This window comes from Vibrio artabrorum, assembly GCF_024347295.1.
GTDB lineage: Bacteria > Pseudomonadota > Gammaproteobacteria > Enterobacterales > Vibrionaceae > Vibrio > Vibrio artabrorum.
This window is the reverse complement of sequence record NZ_AP025458.1, coordinates 1,048,266-1,065,609: the sequence shown is the minus strand read 5'-3', so window position 1 is coordinate 1,065,609 and position 17,344 is coordinate 1,048,266. Positions and strand designations below refer to the sequence as shown.

At 44.5% G+C, this 17,344-nt stretch carries 13 protein-coding genes and 3 pseudogenes; 6 read left to right on the top strand and 10 right to left on the bottom strand.

Annotation, left to right across the window (positions count from 1 at the left end; translation table 11 throughout):
* Positions 1-130 precede the first annotated feature (130 nt).
* The 3 genes from OCU36_RS04995 to OCU36_RS04985 all read right to left on the bottom strand — a co-directional run bounded on the left by OCU36_RS04995 (position 131) and on the right by OCU36_RS04985 (position 4,686).
* Complete coding sequence (locus tag OCU36_RS04995; protein ID WP_261839303.1) at positions 131-2,476, bottom strand: zinc/cadmium/mercury/lead-transporting ATPase; 2,346 nt, start codon at positions 2,474-2,476, stop codon at positions 131-133.
* Positions 2,477-2,642: 166 nt separating this feature from the next.
* A complete protein-coding gene (locus OCU36_RS04990; protein WP_261839302.1) occupies positions 2,643-4,106 on the bottom strand; it encodes an MATE family efflux transporter in 1,464 nt (487 codons plus the stop codon).
* Between the two features lie 163 nt (positions 4,107-4,269).
* Positions 4,270-4,686: a CBS domain-containing protein gene (locus tag OCU36_RS04985; protein ID WP_261839301.1), complete on the bottom strand. Its 417-nt coding sequence runs from the start codon at positions 4,684-4,686 to the stop codon at positions 4,270-4,272.
* 248 nt (positions 4,687-4,934) lie between these two features.
* On the opposite strand from OCU36_RS04985, the gene OCU36_RS04980 reads away from it, so the two are divergent.
* Positions 4,935-5,231 (top strand): hypothetical protein, encoded by a 297-nt coding sequence (locus OCU36_RS04980; RefSeq protein WP_261839300.1) that lies wholly within the window; start codon positions 4,935-4,937, stop codon positions 5,229-5,231.
* Between the two features lie 5 nt (positions 5,232-5,236).
* On the opposite strand, the pseudogene OCU36_RS04975 reads toward OCU36_RS04980, so the two are convergent.
* Positions 5,237-5,545: pseudogene (locus OCU36_RS04975) on the bottom strand (glycosyl transferase family protein); the annotation flags it as partial.
* 168 nt (positions 5,546-5,713) lie between these two features.
* On the opposite strand from OCU36_RS04975, the gene OCU36_RS04970 reads away from it, so the two are divergent.
* Positions 5,714-6,208, top strand: coding sequence for a peptidylprolyl isomerase (locus tag OCU36_RS04970; protein WP_261839299.1), 495 nt, complete (start codon positions 5,714-5,716; stop codon positions 6,206-6,208).
* 227 nt (positions 6,209-6,435) lie between these two features.
* Here OCU36_RS04970 and OCU36_RS04965 read toward each other — a convergent pair whose 3' ends face one another.
* The 6 genes and pseudogenes from OCU36_RS04965 to OCU36_RS04940 all read right to left on the bottom strand — a co-directional run bounded on the left by OCU36_RS04965 (position 6,436) and on the right by OCU36_RS04940 (position 12,699).
* Positions 6,436-7,302 (bottom strand): DMT family transporter, encoded by an 867-nt coding sequence (locus OCU36_RS04965; protein WP_261839298.1) that lies wholly within the window; start codon positions 7,300-7,302, stop codon positions 6,436-6,438.
* Between the two features lie 109 nt (positions 7,303-7,411).
* A pseudogene (locus OCU36_RS04960) lies at positions 7,412-7,684 on the bottom strand (oxidoreductase); the annotation flags it as partial.
* Between the two features lie 251 nt (positions 7,685-7,935).
* On the bottom strand, positions 7,936-8,454 hold the full coding sequence (locus OCU36_RS04955) for a lipocalin family protein (protein WP_261839297.1): 519 nt from the start codon (positions 8,452-8,454) through the stop codon (positions 7,936-7,938).
* Positions 8,455-8,987: 533 nt separating this feature from the next.
* Positions 8,988-9,473, bottom strand: a complete 486-nt coding sequence (locus tag OCU36_RS04950; RefSeq protein ID WP_261839296.1) for a VOC family protein — start codon at positions 9,471-9,473, stop codon at positions 8,988-8,990.
* 287 nt (positions 9,474-9,760) lie between these two features.
* Positions 9,761-11,131, bottom strand: a complete 1,371-nt coding sequence (locus OCU36_RS04945; protein ID WP_261839295.1) for an L-serine ammonia-lyase — start codon at positions 11,129-11,131, stop codon at positions 9,761-9,763.
* 26 nt (positions 11,132-11,157) lie between these two features.
* Positions 11,158-12,699, bottom strand: a complete 1,542-nt coding sequence (locus OCU36_RS04940) for a sodium:solute symporter family transporter (protein ID WP_261839294.1) — start codon at positions 12,697-12,699, stop codon at positions 11,158-11,160.
* Between the two features lie 346 nt (positions 12,700-13,045).
* Here OCU36_RS04940 and OCU36_RS04935 point away from each other — a divergent pair, with 346 nt between their 5' ends.
* From OCU36_RS04935 to OCU36_RS04920, 4 genes and pseudogenes are all read left to right on the top strand, one after another.
* The gene (locus tag OCU36_RS04935; protein ID WP_261839293.1) at positions 13,046-14,350 is read left to right on the top strand and encodes an MFS transporter; all 1,305 of its coding nucleotides are present in this window, start codon (positions 13,046-13,048) and stop codon (positions 14,348-14,350) included.
* 125 nt (positions 14,351-14,475) lie between these two features.
* On the top strand, positions 14,476-15,492 hold the full coding sequence (locus OCU36_RS04930; protein ID WP_261839292.1) for a nuclear transport factor 2 family protein: 1,017 nt from the start codon (positions 14,476-14,478) through the stop codon (positions 15,490-15,492).
* 293 nt (positions 15,493-15,785) lie between these two features.
* Positions 15,786-15,995 (top strand): annotated as a pseudogene (locus tag OCU36_RS04925) (porin); the annotation flags it as partial.
* Positions 15,996-16,267: 272 nt separating this feature from the next.
* The gene (locus OCU36_RS04920) at positions 16,268-17,293 is read left to right on the top strand and encodes a LacI family DNA-binding transcriptional regulator (protein ID WP_261839291.1); all 1,026 of its coding nucleotides are present in this window, start codon (positions 16,268-16,270) and stop codon (positions 17,291-17,293) included.
* The last annotated feature ends 51 nt before the right edge of the window (positions 17,294-17,344 follow it).

The window sequence follows — 17,344 nt, the reverse complement described above, 5'->3', positions numbered from 1 at the left end:
CGAACGCCTATGTTGCATACTAATGAGATAAAAAGCGCCTTTAACGTATTACCGCTAAAGGCGCTTTTATATTAGATGTGTTCTCTATTAGCCGCATTGAATAAGGCTAATCCATATCAGTAAACTGAGCTTAATCCGCTTTAGATTTGAAACGAAGCAGACGCAGAGCGTTTAATGTCACCAAAGCTGTCGCACCACTATCCGCTAAAACTGCCACCCATAAGCCAGTAATACCTAGCAAGCTGGTCACCAAGAATACGCCCTTCAAACCAAGCGCAAGGGCTACGTTTTGACGGATATTGTTCATGGTCGCTTGCGACAGTTCAATCATCGCTGGTAGCTCAGTTAAACGGTTATGAGTCAGCGCAGAATCCGCCGTTTCCAAAGCGACATCCGTGCCACCGCCCATCGCGATGCCGACATTCGCCGTTTTCATTGCTGGCGCATCATTAATGCCATCACCGACCATTGCTACGTGCGACTGTTGAGACAACTCTTCAACATAAGATACCTTGTCGCTTGGCAATAGGCTTGCCTTGTACTGCATACCAATCTTGCTACTGATCGCTGCTGCACTGCGCGGGTTATCGCCAGTCAGCATGATAGATTGAATACCTAAGTCATTAAGTCGTTCAATCGCAAGCTTAGCGTCACTGCGTAACGTATCTTGCCAAGCAATCAGACCAATCACTGTCGTCGCTTGCTCTGTTGATTTAAGTTCAAGAGCCACCACAACCGTCTTGCCCTCGCCTTCTAATGCTTCTACCTGAGAAACCACATCGGCACCAAGATCGAACGTGACTTTAGACGGCGACAGAACCTGATACTTAACACCATCAACATCACCTTCAACACCACTACCGATAAGCGCGGTCTTATTGTGTGATTCAGGAATCTCAATATTCAGATCTTTTACTTTAGCGACAAGTGACTGCGCCAATGGGTGAGTAGAGCCAACTTCAATCGCCCCAACCACACGCAACATCGCATCTTGTTGCCAACCCGATAGTGCCTGAATATCGGTTACCTGAGGTTTACCCTCAGTCAGTGTACCCGTCTTATCAAAAGCGATGGTTTGAATCTTACCAAGCTGCTCTAACGCTGCGCCACCTTTAATGAGCGCACCACGTTTCGCCGCTGACGCTAGACCAGAAGTAATCGCCGCTGGCGTCGAGATAACCAAGGCACACGGACAAGCGATCAACAATAGCGCTAGGCCACGGTATACCCAGGTTTCCCATGGCTGTGCAAACAACAATGGTGGCGTGATGATGACCAACAGAGCCACTACCATCATTAGCGGTGTGTACCAACGGCTAAACTTATCGAGGAATCGCTCTAGTGGTGCTTTACGTGACTCTGCTTCTTCAATCAGATGTAGAATTCGGTCGATCGCGTTCTCACCTTGTTTTGAAGTAATGGTGATGCGAACCACTTTATCCACCACCACAGCGCCAGCCATGATGCTATTGCCTTCGATATGTTCAACAGGAACAGATTCACCGGTTAACGCACTTTCATCAAAGCTTGCCGCGTCTGTAATCAGTTGACCGTCAGCCGGTAAACGAGAACCCGCCGCGACTTCAATCACATCACCAGGAACCAGTTCACTGACGGCAACGTCGACACGTTCGCCGTTGATGATCTTGGTTGCGTTTTCTGGTACCAATGCCATTAGCGCTTGAACGCCACTTCTTGCTCTAGATGAAGCAAACGCTTCTAAGCGCTCACCAATCAAAAACAGTAATAGAACCATCGCCGCTTCCGCGGTTTCGCCAAGGTACAAAGCACCCAGCGCGGCAACACTCATTAAAGTTTCAATAGCAAACGGTGTACCTGAACGTGCCAGCTGAACCGCTTTTTTCGCTACCGGATATAAACCCAGCAGACAAGTTACCGTAAACAAGCCTTCGCTTAATTGAGGAGAGGTATTTTTCAGAAGCGCCGCAAACAGCATTGCGGCTGCAATCGCGATAATCTGTAAATTAGGTTGGATATGAGCTTGCCAAAAAGTCTCAGGTTGTTGTTTTTCTTTCTTCGAACCGACTTCCGTAAGAGGGAAACCCGTTTTGATAGAGACCTGTTCAATGGTGTCGGCAAGACTTTCATTGTCAAATTTAACAACCAGTTTCTCGGTAGCAAAGAGAACCTTCACTTGAATAACACCATCGATGTTACTGATCGCGTTTTCTACTTTTCTTGCACAAGCTGGGCAGTCCATTCCGGCCACCAACCAACTTTTAGAAAACTGAGCGTCGAGAGATAAAGTTGAGGACTGACTGTCTTCTTCTCCACTATCCGACGAACTACAACAATCATCTCCAGACGATGACGGAGCAGCAGAAGCGCTACAACAACCGGATGATGTACCAGCTGCTGTAATGCTTGAAATTTTAGGGCGAGAGCAACTTGCTTCCACCGCTTGAGGTTGAACGTCCACTTTTGCTGAGCGGCACGCTGCATGTTTTGCGCACATAATGTATCTCCTTAATACTCCAAAGCCTCAAGGTTGTTGCCAGTAGGGTGAGCAACCAAACCTTAATCGCCTTAAAAGTATAAACCTTGGAGGTAACTCCAAGGTCAAGAAGAAGTTTTCAATCTCTTCGATTTTTATCAATAGCTATTGATGTTATTACACTGTGTTACCGCGTCTTAAGATCAACAGTCTCGTCTCTATTTGCTGAGACATCATCAATCAAAACCGCATCATGAGAGCAGAAAGGTTGTGTATTCAAACTCACGATAGACACGTCCTCTTCTCCACGATCGACTTCAGAACCTTGCATCAACTCGGCGATATGATAACGAAGCACCAATATGCCTAACAAACCAAACAACACATTACCGAAAGCTTGTCCATACAACACACCCAGCGCGCCATACCATTGTGAGCCCAAGTATACGAATGGCAGTGTACCTAATGTCGCTTTACCTAGATTCAGAGCGGTTGAATACAACGGTTTACCTAGGTTATTGAAAGAAGTATTCGCGACAAAGAGTGCACCGTTAAACGTAAAAGTCACAGCAACATAAGTACAGAAAGCCGCCACAATAATGGCGGCATCGCCCTGAAGGCTAAAGCCTTGGATCACGTAATCTTGAACAAAGTACAAAAGAATACAGACCGCGATGGTGTAAGCCGTGGTAACCAACAAAGAGTTATTCAGGGTTTCTTTAACTCTATCCATACGCTCGGCACCAAAGTTTTGGCCAATGATTGGTCCCACAGCACCGGATAACGCGAAGATCACAGCGAAACACACTGGTGTCAAACGACCAATAACCGCGAAACCAGCAACAAAATCCTCACCGTATTGTGCAATACCAGTGGTCACGATTGCATTACCAATCGGCGTTGCTGTATTGGTGATAATAGCAGGAATGGCAATGGCCAGAATCGGGCGCAGATGAAGACGCCACTGCACCAAAGAAGGGGGAGCAACAAGCTGGTGGCTACGCATTAATGGATAAAGTGAAAATAACAGTACCGAGAAACGCGCCACAACAGAAGCAATTGCCGCCCCTTCAATGTTCCACCCAAAGCCAAAAATAAACAGAGGGTCTAAGATCGCATTAACAATACCGCCTGACAACGTCGCCCACATCGAACGCTTAGCATCGCCTGCAGCTCTTAATCCCGCACCCGCAGCCATCGCTAGGGCAAGAAAGGGGCCACTCGGCAACAGAATTTGCAAGTAAGCTTGCGCTCGCTCAGCCGCGACACCTTTAGCACCAATCGCAGCCAATAACTCCGGAATATAAGCAAACATAACCGCAGTCACTATCGAACTGATCACAAACGCGGTTAACAGAATACTGGTACTGAGGTTTCGAGCTTTATCTTTATCTTTAGAGCCAATGGCTTTGGACACTAAAGCGCCCATCGCAATGGAAGTACCTATCGACACAGAAGTCGAAAAGAAAGTCAGTGTTCCAGCAAAGCCAACTGCGGCTGCCAGTTCTACTTGTCCTAACATACTGATGAACAACATGTCGAGTAAATCGACAACAAATAAGGCCATCAAACCTACAGAGCCAGCTCCCGACATCACCAAGATATGGCGCATCGTGGAACCTTCTACAAACTTTGCAGTTTGATTTGACATGAAACCTCCAAAAGCTGAAACATCACAAGCTAAAACTCCATAATTTTAAGGCCTTCAAAGAAAAGTTCTTCAGAGAGAGACTTAAACTTCAAAAGAAAAAAGGCGCCAATGCGCCTTTCTTTATTTTAGGGTACAGGTAAAAACCATACTTGTTAACACTCGACTACACCTGATGTTTAAAACATTCATCTAAGTTCTTGCCAATGGCTTTCAGAACATCCGTTCTTGTGATCATTCCCACCAGCTTTTTATTGTCGATAACTGGGTACGCTTTAGGTTTTCCAACTTGCATCATATCCGCCAGTTCTATAATGGATAAGTCCGGCGATACCGATAACACCTCTTGGTACATGCAATCGCCGACAATGTGTGTATCTTGGCAGAAATAACTCACCTTAACCAACTTCTCCAGCAAGTCTTGCTCCGAAAGAAAACCAATCACTTCCTCGTTTTCACCCATTACCGGGCCACCCATGTGATGGCTGCGCATCACTCTGTCTAAAGCGACACTTAATGGCATATCAGGAGTGAATGTCACCACCTGCGGCGTCATGTAATCTTTCACTTTTATTGAATGCATAGTGATCTCCCTAAATACTTTCCGTTATGTCTTTCCTATCCCGATAACCTAATTGTTGTCTAAAATCTTGATTTTACTAAATGGATTTCAACAATTTTATTGATAGGTGAAACCTACTGACACAATAAAGCAAGGTTGCAAAAGGCTTGCGAGCACTTTAACGGCATAAAAAAAACATAAGCCTGACAAGGCTCACCTTTAAGCGCTATAATCTTTTTTTGCTTTTCATCGTTCAAATACGGTCCAAGATGCCTTCTCAATCATCAGATCAAAGCTGTCTGTCCAAGTATCACTCAAAGCTAAAAACCTACTTCAATCAATTGTTAGACTTCCAATCACGAATTTGGGTTGTTCATATCATTGAAGACGCCATTACTGATCAGTCATTTGTGATTAACGAAGATAGTTTTAAAGAACCTCTAGAGTGGATGAAAAAACGCAATTATCACGCTAAAATGCTTGAGCGTGTAGAAAAAATGAAAGTATCACAAATTATTGAGATTAGATTTGAAGACAAAATGCATCGATTGATGCGGGTGAAGTAACCCTTATTTTTGACTTTTTCAGGAAAGCTCATCCATACGGTTTGGCTCACTTTCGGATTATATTCCGACTCACCATTCATGCCTTTAAATGAAATCACCGAGTGGGATTGGTTACCAATCACATGCTCCACTTCAGCGTGCAGCTGTGGAAATCAAGGGTGAAAACTGCCACGCAGCCCTAAGCGCCCCCCTCCCGGGTTCAATACGCGAACCACAGTATTGATAGGTGTTCGCACCCCATAACAATGTTTCCAGCCAATCATAGTTTGCGCCTCTGGAGCAAAGTTCGCCAGCGGCAAGTAAGCAATACCATCGGCCTAACGATAGAGACAAAGCACCAACAGGAACAAAACGTACTGTCTGAAACAAAAATACGTTCACTCACCACACGACATCCAGTACTGGCATCCCCTGTGATTTTTCATATACAGCACCCTATTCAGCGATCTACTACTTGATAGTACTCAAATATGGGCACATTTATGATCATCCTAACGACTCGTTTTGGCGACATCGAAATTGAACTGAACCTTGAAAAAGCGCCAGTAACGTCAAAAAACTTCCTTAAATACTGCCAAGACGGCTTCTACGAAGGCACGACATTTCACCGTGTGATTAACGGTTTCATGATTCAAGGTGGTGGCCACACTATCGACATTACAGAAAAACCGACTCGAGCCCCCATCGTCAACGAAGCCAACCGTGGCTTAACGAATGTGATTGGCTCTGTGGCAATGGCGCGCACGGATGCACCACATTCTGCAACGGCACAATTCTTCATCAACCTTGATAACAACGACTTCCTCGATCACACTTCAACGACTAATGCTGGCTGGGGTTACGCGGTATTTGGCAAGGTGTCAGCGGGAATGGATGTCGTCAATAAAATTGCATTAGCACCAACGACCACTCGCTGGGGACACGAAGATGTACCTTGTGAAGATATTGTGATTACTAAAGTCACGGTTCGCGACTAATGTCACCGGCCTGCTTTCTTGTCCTTAAATTGATGACACAAGGAGAAGAAGGGAGCGTGAGAGACTAGGGGGTAAGGGGTCGACTTTACCCCTGTATTCAAAGCCCGTATTCGAGTCGTTACTAACGATAAGTACGGTGACACCCTTTACAAGTGTTACTCGCAGAATCTAATCTTTGTTCTGCACTCGATAAGTCTTGTTCAACACTCAGCCCTGCGCCGAGTGTTTTATTTTCGTCTCGACCATTTTATATAGCAAAATAGTGAAGCAATGATCACCGCCCCACCGATCAGCTTTTGCATCTCAACATTTTCACCAAGCACATTGACACTTAACAGCAGCGTCCACACGGGCTCAAGAATCATGATCAATGCCGCCACTTCCATGTTTACAGAGTGCTGACCGACCGTTTGCAGCAAGTAACGAATAGACGTCGCAATCACCGCAGACACAGTGAACCAAAAGACTAAGGTTTGGGTTATTTCAAACTCCGGTTGAGTCGTCATAGAAGCAAAGGCTAAACCACTTACGCCCACCACAAACAACTGCACGCAGATTGATGCGATAGGTTTGATATTGGTAATCACACGCTTGTTCATCACAAAATGAACAGACAACAACATCGATGCTAACAGGAAGTAAATCTGACTCTGTTCAACACGCCAACCGTGACCCAAGGTCAGCAATAACATGCCGATAATCGCGATCGGAAAAGACATCCAAAACGCGCGATTAGGCTTAACTCGAAACAGAATCCAAGACACAAACGGGGCAATGATCATGGCTAGGCTCATGATAAACGCCCCTTCCGACAAGCCTTCTGCCACCGACACCGCAAACACCCATACCTGCAATGAGGCCGACAACAACAAGCCCACTCCGCATAGAGAAAGTATCTGCTTAAGCGAAAGTTTACGAATATGGTGAATACAAAATGGCAGAAGAATCAAACTCGCGACAAAGAATCGCACACCAATGAACACCGGCCCTGGCATTTCCAATACCACCAACTTAGAAGCAATCCACCCCACCCCAGCGAGCAGGGTAGCCAATAGAAGGTAAAGTTCTCCACGCATCGCTTTCACGTTCATCATTTAACTTGTTCCAATAACAAAAAAACAACCCGACTCTGCAAGGTTGTTTTTTATAAACATTCAACAGGATCAAGATACTATCTCAATACTCTGCTTCAGACAGCTGTTTTTAGCCTGCGTATTCTGGGTAATCCGTTAAACCTTTTTCAGCACCACCGAACAATGTGTTTGGATCGTGCGCCGCAAATGGATAACCATTTTGAATACGAGCAGGTAAATCTGGGTTAGCAACGAATGGACGACCAAAGCCAACCATATCAGTTACACCTTCCGCAACAGCTTTATCAGCACGCTCGCTATCGTATTTACCCGCATAAATAAGGACACCATCGTAAGCTTCACGAACGGCCGTTTTAAATGCTTTTGGCATTTCAGGTGCATCGTATCAAGCTAACTGGTCCTATAAAGCTAAGTAGTGTTCGTTTAGGTTTACCTTGAGGCCACCTATTTCTCTGTTGCTAGGGATACTACTCAACACTCATAAATCCATGAAATTATTAAAAATTCTCATTGTGATAAATTTTTGTTATGAGATTTTAGATGGTACCCACTAAGCGATACAAAAAAGGCACTAATGAAATAATCATTTGTGCCTTTGTTAACGTAATCTCGATGTTTTTAATCGATGTAGACTCAGTTATCGTGTTCCACAAAGATAAGTTCATCTGTATTAAAGCCACGCTCTTTCGACATCGCTTTAAACTTATCCATAACCTCAGGAGCCACCTCTGGTGTTCTAGAAAGCAGCCATAAATAATCAGTATCAGGACCAGAAACAAACGCGTATTGGTAGCCTTCTTTGTCCAGTTCAAACACCACATAAGCACCGTAGAATGGCCCGAAGAACGACACTTTCAAATACCCCTGATCATTGCCTTCTACAAAATATGCTTTACCTTCTGCTTCGTTCCATTCACCTTTCTCAACAGAATAGCCACGATTAATCACCTTCACGCCGCCATCATCACGCAGGCTGTACTCCGCGCTGATGTTATCTAAACCACGCTCAAACGAGTGATCCAAACGAGCCACTTCATACCATTTGCCGAGGTATCGATCCAATTCAAACTGTTGAACCGGTTTTACCGTTTTCGGCATACCTACGCATCCGGCTAATAAAATCACACTCAACAGTAATAATATCTTCTTCATCCTAACCTCAACTTAGTTTAATAGGGATTCATGTCAGCCATGTGAGAGCGTTAACTTACGTCATTAGTCTTACGTAAAATCCATCGAGATAGTTCATATAACCGTCAATGATTCAGTCGTTTATGTACTTCCATCATAGCTTATTCAACGCTGTTCTACCTTCTTGTTCGAAGCACCAATCTGCCATATCGCACAAGAAGACCGAGCCAACGTTGCATGATTCCCCATTATTGAATCCACGAGCGAGTTAGTTAAAATCTTGTGTCCAATAAGACATCTGTGATGGGTTTGACTTACTGACTTTATATCCAATCCCCATTCTTGTATGACCACTGTTCATCACATTTTGACAATATCCTCAGGCCAATGTCAAAAGCCCAAGATACTGACTCAATGGGTTCTGTTTGCTTAATCAGAGAAGTTAACCTTCAAACCATGACCGGATCCGTTATGTTTGCCCTATCACTAGATTAATCTCCATCGTCTTTAAATAGGGATGCCCTATCTACCTTGCGACAGATAGGGAAACACGGTTACTCGTAGTCAGTCGCGTACGTCTCTTCGTATGTATGCGAGTAAAGTTCAAATAAGTTGCCAAACGGGTCTTCTAGGTAAACCATTTTCGCTTGTTTGCTGTCATCTTCTGGGTGGTAACGCATAATATCCATGCGAACCTTACCCCCGTACTGTTCAGTGCGCTCAATGACGCCCGCGAAGTCGTCTGTTTGCAAACAGAAATGAAAGATGCCCAGGCGAGTGAAATCGACTTCGTGACGTTCTTGACGATCTTTCATTTCAAACATCTCAACACCGATACCATCGCTAGTCACTAAGTGTGCAATGTTAAAGCCTTTGAAACCTTCACCAAATACAGCAATACACATACGGCCAATGGCGGTTTCGCGTTCTTCAATAACTTTGGTGTTGTTCATTACGATTTTTAGGCCCAGCGCCTGAGTGTAGAACTCAACGGCTTTGTCCATATCGCCAACCATGATACCAACGTGATTCATTTTCATAACTGTCTCCAAATTTGTTTTTAGCGGTGTGCTTTTAGAAAGCTAACTTCGATGTTTCGTTTCGATGAAGAGAGTATATGGATAGATATCAATTAACTGAAATTATCATAATTTATATTAATGATAACATTAAATTATCAACATCTAGAATCTGAAGATTTCCAGTGTGAATACCGGTTAGGGAGCTGCGGCAGAAATCTCTTAAAAACAGAAAGCCCAACCGACTACGATATCGACAATCGAGTACAGTTGGGCTTTCTTATTGGCCTCGTGAGTGTAACCTCAGATTACTCACACGGTGCAGCTAGGTGAATTAGTGCAAGCCCACCGAGTGATGTTTCACGATACTTCTTGTTCATATCTTTGCCCGTTTGGTACATGGTTTCGATAACCTTATCCAAGGATATTAGAGATTTACTGTTACGTTTAAGCGCCATGCGTGAAGCGTTAATGGCTTTCATTGCCCCCATCGCGTTTCGCTCAATACACGGCACTTGCACCAAGCCACCAATAGGATCACATGTCATACCCAATGAGTGCTCCATTGCGATTTCTGCGGCAATACAAATCTGTTCATTACTGCCACCGCGTAACGCCGTTAAACCGGCAGCGGCCATTGATGAGGACACACCGACTTCACCTTGGCACCCAACTTCCGCACCGGAAATCGACGCATTGGTTTTATACAAAATCCCGATCGCCCCCGATACAGCTAAAAAGTCTTTTAACTGCTTGGTATCAAGCTCTTTAATAAAGCGGTGGTAATACATCAATACGGCAGGAATAACACCCGCCGCGCCATTGGTGGGTGATGTCACCACCTGGCCACCTGCGGCATTTTCTTCGCTGACCGCAAACGCAAACAAGTTGATCCAATCCATGATTTCCATTGGATCATTTTCAACCGCGGCATTCGCTTCAAGTTTTTTCAACAAATTTGGCGCTCGGCGTGTCACGTTCAAACCACCATCAAGAATGCCTTCGGTTTCAAAGCCACGCTCCATACAACGAGTCATCACGCGCCAAATTTGATCGACCTTTTCTGAAATAGCATCTGAGCTTTGAAAAGCCTCTTCATTTTGTAAAATCATGCCCCCCAAGCTCATGCCATTCTTATCCGCCTGCGCGAGCATTTCATCGGCACTGCTAAATGGGAACATCACCTCCGTCGGTTGGCTCTGACAACCACTTTGCAGTTCATCGGCGGTGGCAATAAAGCCACCTCCAATCGAGTAATAGGTTTCATCAACAATCACGTTTCCACTTTGATCAAATGCGGTAATCATCATCCCGTTTTCATGCAAAGGTAGATTGTCTTCGTGAAATAGCATGTCTGTTTGATAATTAAAGCCAATGGTGCGACAGCCACTCAACCGCATTTGTCCACTGTCTATAGCAAAACGCATGGCTTGATTGGCACTGCTTATTTTTATGGTATCGGGTTTATTACCGAGCAAGCCTAAAATCGTCGCTCTATCCGTGTGGTGTCCGATCCCAGTTAACGACAATGAACCATAGAGATCGACCTGAACACGAACCACATCTGTGATTCTATCGGCGATCAATTGAGTGAAATGAAAACCCGCAATCATTGGGCCATTGGTGTGTGAACTAGAGGGACCCACACCAATTTTGTAGATATCAAAAATGGACAGCATACATTTACCAGTTAAATTTTAAACCATTAAGAAAGAGCAGCATAAAGCCAATCAGGAATAACCGTACAAACCGCTATCGTAATAACAGCGAACACAAGCAAGCCGTAATGGCTGGCAGCAGGCTTTGCAAATAAGTGCTTCTGCGTGGCGATAAATGCCTGTTGTTGTTCATTGACTTTTCCCCAGAAGCGACTGACGACTACACCTAAAACTAAGAAAATCGCAGTGCCCAGCAATGCTAACCAAGGCCAAGCAATGCCACTGTATTTAGCAATAAACACCCCGATGACGCTCCCAATACTGCCAGCAATCACACCTTTTTCATTGGCGTTTTTGAAAAACAGACCGAGAATGAAAGAACCAAGGCGAATACCGACAAAAATAGAGGTTAAACTCGCAATGGTTTTCAGCACAGACTCGTTCGAGACCGCCAACAAAGCCGGGACAATAACCAGAACGGCGGCCACAAGACTCATTTTTCTTGCCACCGATTCGTAATGCGCATCCGAAGCTTGCTTGCAGAAAAAGCGTTTATAGAAATCGAACGTCGCGACCGTTGCCATAGAGTTGTAAGTGGAATCCAACGTCGACATTGCCGCAGCCGACAAGGCTGAAATCACCAGCCCAACAATGATTGGATTAGTATGGTTGAACACAAAATCGAGAATGACTTCATTGCTGTTTTCAAAACTTTGATCTTGGTAAAAGACACTGAGTAAGACGCCCATCACGGCAAAAAAAAGATAAATAAAGAACGCACCGTAGCCACAAAGCAGCATCGACTTTTGCGCCATCTCCACATTTTTTGTCGCGAGGGTTCTTTGAATAATTAATTGGTTAGTACCATACACACTTAGATGTAAGAAGCTGACGGCCACTACGCCTGCCCACAATGTGGTATCAACACCGAAATCAAAATCCAGATTAATGATATTTAGATGCTCGGGAGACACCGTATCTCCGCTATTAATCTGCATGAGTAATAAGACAAAAATGGCAATGCTACCAATAATAAGCACCGCAGACTGAAGCAGATCTGTCCATATTACAGTCGAAATCCCCCCCGAATACGTATACAAAGCAGTAAACAAACTGATATAGATGATCGCTTCAAAAATACCAATCGGAAGCACTTGCACTAAGATCAGGGCAACCGCATACAGAATAACCCCAGCCGAAATACACTGAACCACAATAAATACAACGGAATTAATGGTACGAGCCACCACACCAAAACGATGCTCTAAATATTCGTAGATCGAGGTCAGGCCGAGTTTATAAAAAACCGGAACAAAGAAAACCACAGTGAAAAAAATCACTATTGGGTAATTTAAGTGGACACTCATCGCTTCTAGACCGGAACGGTAAACCCAACCCGGCATGCCTACAAACGTCATCGCACTAATATAAGTCGCAAGAATCGACACACCTGCGGTAAACCAGCCGAACTGCTTTCCACCCGTTGAAAAGTCGCCACTAGAGCTTGAACGCTTATTAACTAAATAACTGATAAATAATGTCGTTATTACATAAAGAGCAATAACCACCACACTTGAGTACGTAACCATTTTAGATTCCGTTTATTTGATTTGGCGATATATTCGCATCCAATAGTACTCAAAAAAGAATAACTTCCTTCAAAAACTCATAGTAAGTGTGATTATTGTCACTAAGATTGTAAATACAACCTCGAAAACACTCAATGAAATGCAAATTACGATCGAATGAGATCAAGATCACCAAAATATACAAAATGGGTACGCACTCATTTTAAAATTGACTTTGATCACGGAACTAATAACCATAAAAATTCTATTATCTCTACCGAAATGAATGCGGTGTAGTGAACAGTAATGACCACTACACATAAATCAAAACTAAAAACACCCTATCAAAAATAAAGGTTTATCGGTCATGACTACTAAAAAACACATGAGCGAAGTTCCTATGATTCAAAGGGTAGCTGCTTATCTTGCAATTCTAGTTGGCTACTTTTTCTATTGTTATAACTTTGTAATTATTGACTACGTACGCCCCTACATCGTAGATGCTTATGATGGCATTAACTTAGCGGACACCGCACAGTTCTATACATGGCAGTCGATTGGTGCGCTTATTGGTGCTCTAAGCTGTGCCTGGGTGGCATCAAACTTTGGTAAGAAATCAACTCTTATTGTCATCACAGCACTGAACGGCGGCGCAACCATCATCAACATGATGTTTACTGACTACGCCATGTGGGCAGCGATGCGTTTCATCATTGGTATTTCTTTAGGTGGTTACTTCACGGTAGCGGTAAGCCTGATGATCGGCCTATTCACACCGTCGGTTCGCGGTAAGTTAACCGCATTCGCTTCTTCAATGTTCTCGGTTGCTCTAATGGCAATGGGTGCGTATGCAGCGTTTATTTCGAGCGTTGATGCACCTTGGCAGAGCCTAATGTGGGTAGGTGGTATTCCTCCTCTCGTCGCGGCTGCACTGATGATGTTCATCCTACCTAGCGACAAGAAAGTGATCGCGTATGGTGAAGAAGATCAACAAGCGACCACAAATGCCGCAGGCGAAGTCACCGAAGCGAAAAAAGGTTCTTGGGGTGAAATGATCAGCGCGCCATACCGCAAGTTAACGATTACATGTCTATTACTGGCTGGTCTTAACTTCTATGGTTACCAATTCTTTTCTGGCTTTGTAACAACGTACCTAAAAGAAGTTCGTCAATTTGACGGCGCAACTATCGGCATCATCTTCTCTATCTCAGCTTTCGGTTCTCTGTTCGGTGCTTGGGTATGGGGAGCGATCGCTGATAAATACGGTCGTAAAGTAAACGCGTTTGGTTTCATCCTTGCGGGTGTAATGGCTTCAGTATTCTTCGTTGCACCAAGCGATATGATGATCGGCAGCCTAAACATGCTCGCTATCCTTGGTCTTATCTACAACTTTGGTCTGTCTGCTTCTGCGGTATGGGGTGGTTACTTCTCTGAATTGTTCCCAGCTCACTTACGTAGCTTCGGTGCAGCACTGTTCCACGGTGGCCGTATCATCGGCATGTGGGCTCCTATGGTGCTGGTCTTCATCCAAGCACGCTCCGATCTTGAGACAGCAATGTGGGGCTCGCCAATCGTATGGATTGTAGCGGGTCTACTGTGGCTATCTCTACCAGAAACACTGAAAGGCGGCATCTTCGATAAAAGCAAAAAAGCAGAAACAGCAAAAGCTTAATTCGATACTCATACGCTGAAATTCAAGTACGAAAAATTTAAAGCCAGCTGAAAAATCAGCCGGTAACAAAATCCCAATCGAGTCCTGTTCCGAATGTTGGCTCGACAACACAAAGAGAAATTATTATGTCTAAATATCAAGAAGCTAAACGCATTGTTCGTGAGTATTTCGATGCAATGGAAAACGCAACTCACGAGAACGTTGCTGAAGTTTTAAAAGCACACACGTCTGAAGATTACTTATGGCGCGGTGTTTATCCATTCCGTGAGCAAGAAGGCGCACAAGCAGCCGCTGACGTATTCTGGGCGCCAATGATGAAGTCAATGACTCGTATGCAACGTCGTCAAGATATCTTCATCGGCGGCAACAACGAAATCAACCCAGATGAGATTTGGGTAATGAGCATGGGTCACTTCATGGGTCTATTCGACGCTGAATACCTAGGCATGCGCCCAACGGGCAAGATCATGAACGTTCGCTACGCAGAATTTAACTGTGTGGTTGATGGCAAAATCACAAAAACAGGCCTCTTCCTAGACCTACTAGGCATGATGGATCAAGCGGGTTGCTACCCACTGCCACCATCAACGGGTAAGCACTTCGTCTACCCTGGCCCACGTAACCACGATGGTCTGTTATTCGAAGATGCGGCTCCAGAAGAAGGCGTTGCAACGCTGGCTCTAGTCAACAAAATGGTTGATGACTTGTCGGCTCTTAACGACAGCGGCGCGATGGGTTGCCCACCAGAAGTACTCGCGAAGAGCTGGTCAAAAGACATGATTTGGTACGGCCCATGTGGTATCGGCGCGTCTTACACCATTCCTCGCTACCAACAACAGCACCAACTTCCTTTCCGCAACAACTTGAAAGATAAGAAGTTCAACGGCCACGTTTGTCGTTTCGCTGAAGGTAACTTCTCTTGTTTCTTCGGTTGGCCAAACCTATCAAATACACCAACAGGTGGCTTCTTAGGTATGACGGGCGGTGAAGTACGTGCAAACATGCAAGTGGTTGACGTTTACTACCGCGACGGTGATAAGCTGTCTGAGAACTGGGTTCTTATCGACCTTCCTTACTGGCTACAACAGCAAGGTCTAGATGTGTTCGAGCGTACTTCAAGCATCATGAACCCAACGCTGTAATCGAGACGCTTTAATACAAACGATAAAAGCCAAAAGTTTAAAAAGAAACAGTAGCAACCTAAACAGACATTGACTTTAGGTTGCTACGCGTACCGTACTAGGAGAGCCTTCTCGCTCCTAGTCAGTGCTCCAACCCATTCATTATTGCTCCACTAACAACTGATACCAATCGTAGTAAATAACTGCTCACCCTAGCTTGTTAAAACACTCGATAACGTCGTTAGAAATTTTGATTGTAGAATAACTACTTATCGAAAATTTCCGCCTTGTTCTCAAGCGTTTTTCCTGCGCTATTTAACGTTAACTACTTGACGGATACTGATAACAACGCCAATGGCTACAAACGTCAGTTAATTATCCCAGGCCTTGAGTACCACTTTAAGAAGAATAAATTCTTAGTTTGGACGGAATACCAGTTTGATAATGGTAACGACAAGTCTGTTGGTAGCCACTACGAAAATAGCGATGACCAATTTGCTGCAGGTATTCGTTACTACTTCTAATGGCTTATGGTTTAAATAACCAGCGGCTTAGCGGCATGTTGCTCATTTTATGGGTAAATTCGTAATCTAAAGCTCTGCTCTTACGCAGAGCTTTTTATCACTACCTCTGTCATCATACTGTTTTACCAATACAGAGAATGGGTTATACCCAACATAAAATTCAAAATAGACATTATTCCTTATTTTTCATGCCATTCCTTGGTATTACTTTATGAATACGTACCTAATGATGTTACTCTGTGCACAGTCAATTTGCTTCAAAAGTATGGTCTATGAGCTCTCCAAAACACTCCACGGCGTCAAAGCCAACCGTCACCTCTAAAGATGTCGCTAAACTTGCTGGCGTTTCTCAATCAACGGTATCTCGCGTATTTGTTCCGGGCAGTTCAGTGTCTGAAAAGACCAAGCAAAAAGTGTTCGATGCAGCCAAATCGTTGAATTATCGTCCCAATGCCTTTGCCCGCAGTCTGACGACAAATGAATCCAAATTGATTGGCCTCGTTTTCCCAGATGCCGACTACCCTATCCACATGAAAACTCTGCAGCTTATCTCCACAGAGCTGCAAAAACAGGGGTACTCTGCGGTGTTGATTCCTTGGCAAGTGGATGATAACGACAACCACTCGATTCCTAATATCTTCCAATACCGAGTTGATGGCGTGATTGCTGCTTCTGCGACCTTTAATAAGTCGCTTTATGAAGAGTGTGAAGAGTTCGACATCCCTATTGTTCAGTACGCACGTGTGGTTGAAGGGACGAAAAGTAGCCATGTAGTGAGCGATAACTACGCCGCTGGCCAAGTTGCCGCTCAGCATTTGCATAGCGTAGGAACAAAGTCAGCGGTTTACCTAACCGGTAATGTTCCGACCTACACCAACGGTGAGCGTGAATCGGGCTTTTGCTCTGAATTCGAAGACCTCACTGGCCAACAAGCTCGTGTTATTGAAGCTGACTATGACTACCTTGATGCTCTAGATACCATTCGGACTCTGTTTTCAGAACCCACACATCCTCAAGCGATTTTCTGTGCGACAGATAACCTCGCGATGGCAGTAATGGATGTGGCGCGCTTAGAGTTCAACCTGCGTATCCCAGAAGATCTTCAAGTGATTGGCTTTGATGATATCCCACAGACTCAATGGTTAAACTACCAACTCACTACTTTCAAGCAAGATTTCAAACGCCTTGCTCGTGAATCCGTGAAAATTGTTGTTGGCCAGATTCAAGAGCAAGACACCAGCTTAGTTAAGCTGATGGTACCCGTGAAGTTTATTGAACGAAAAACGACGCTAAAATAAAACCAACGTTAAGACGCATTCAAATAAAAATCCCGCTCTGTGTGAGCGGGA

Bases quoted from the DNA above. Each gene is read 5' to 3' on its own strand.
- OCU36_RS04980 (WP_261839300.1), top strand. From the start codon at position 4,935: ATGCCTTCTCAATCATCAGATCAAAGCTGTCTGTCCAAGTATCACTCA.
- OCU36_RS04930 (WP_261839292.1), top strand. From the start codon at position 14,476: ATGTCTAAATATCAAGAAGCTAAACGCATTGTTCGTGAGTATTTCGAT.
- OCU36_RS04940 (WP_261839294.1), bottom strand. From the start codon at position 12,699: ATGGTTACGTACTCAAGTGTGGTGGTTATTGCTCTTTATGTAATAACG.
- OCU36_RS04995 (WP_261839303.1), bottom strand. From the start codon at position 2,476: ATGTGCGCAAAACATGCAGCGTGCCGCTCAGCAAAAGTGGACGTTCAA.
- OCU36_RS04935 (WP_261839293.1), top strand. From the start codon at position 13,046: ATGACTACTAAAAAACACATGAGCGAAGTTCCTATGATTCAAAGGGTA.
- OCU36_RS04965 (WP_261839298.1), bottom strand. From the start codon at position 7,302: ATGATGAACGTGAAAGCGATGCGTGGAGAACTTTACCTTCTATTGGCT.
- OCU36_RS04920 (WP_261839291.1), top strand. From the start codon at position 16,268: ATGAGCTCTCCAAAACACTCCACGGCGTCAAAGCCAACCGTCACCTCT.
- OCU36_RS04945 (WP_261839295.1), bottom strand. From the start codon at position 11,131: ATGCTGTCCATTTTTGATATCTACAAAATTGGTGTGGGTCCCTCTAGT.
- OCU36_RS04990 (WP_261839302.1), bottom strand. From the start codon at position 4,106: ATGTCAAATCAAACTGCAAAGTTTGTAGAAGGTTCCACGATGCGCCAT.
- OCU36_RS04955 (WP_261839297.1), bottom strand. From the start codon at position 8,454: ATGAAGAAGATATTATTACTGTTGAGTGTGATTTTATTAGCCGGATGC.
- OCU36_RS04985 (WP_261839301.1), bottom strand. From the start codon at position 4,686: ATGCATTCAATAAAAGTGAAAGATTACATGACGCCGCAGGTGGTGACA.
- OCU36_RS04970 (WP_261839299.1), top strand. From the start codon at position 5,714: ATGATCATCCTAACGACTCGTTTTGGCGACATCGAAATTGAACTGAAC.
- OCU36_RS04950 (WP_261839296.1), bottom strand. From the start codon at position 9,473: ATGAAAATGAATCACGTTGGTATCATGGTTGGCGATATGGACAAAGCC.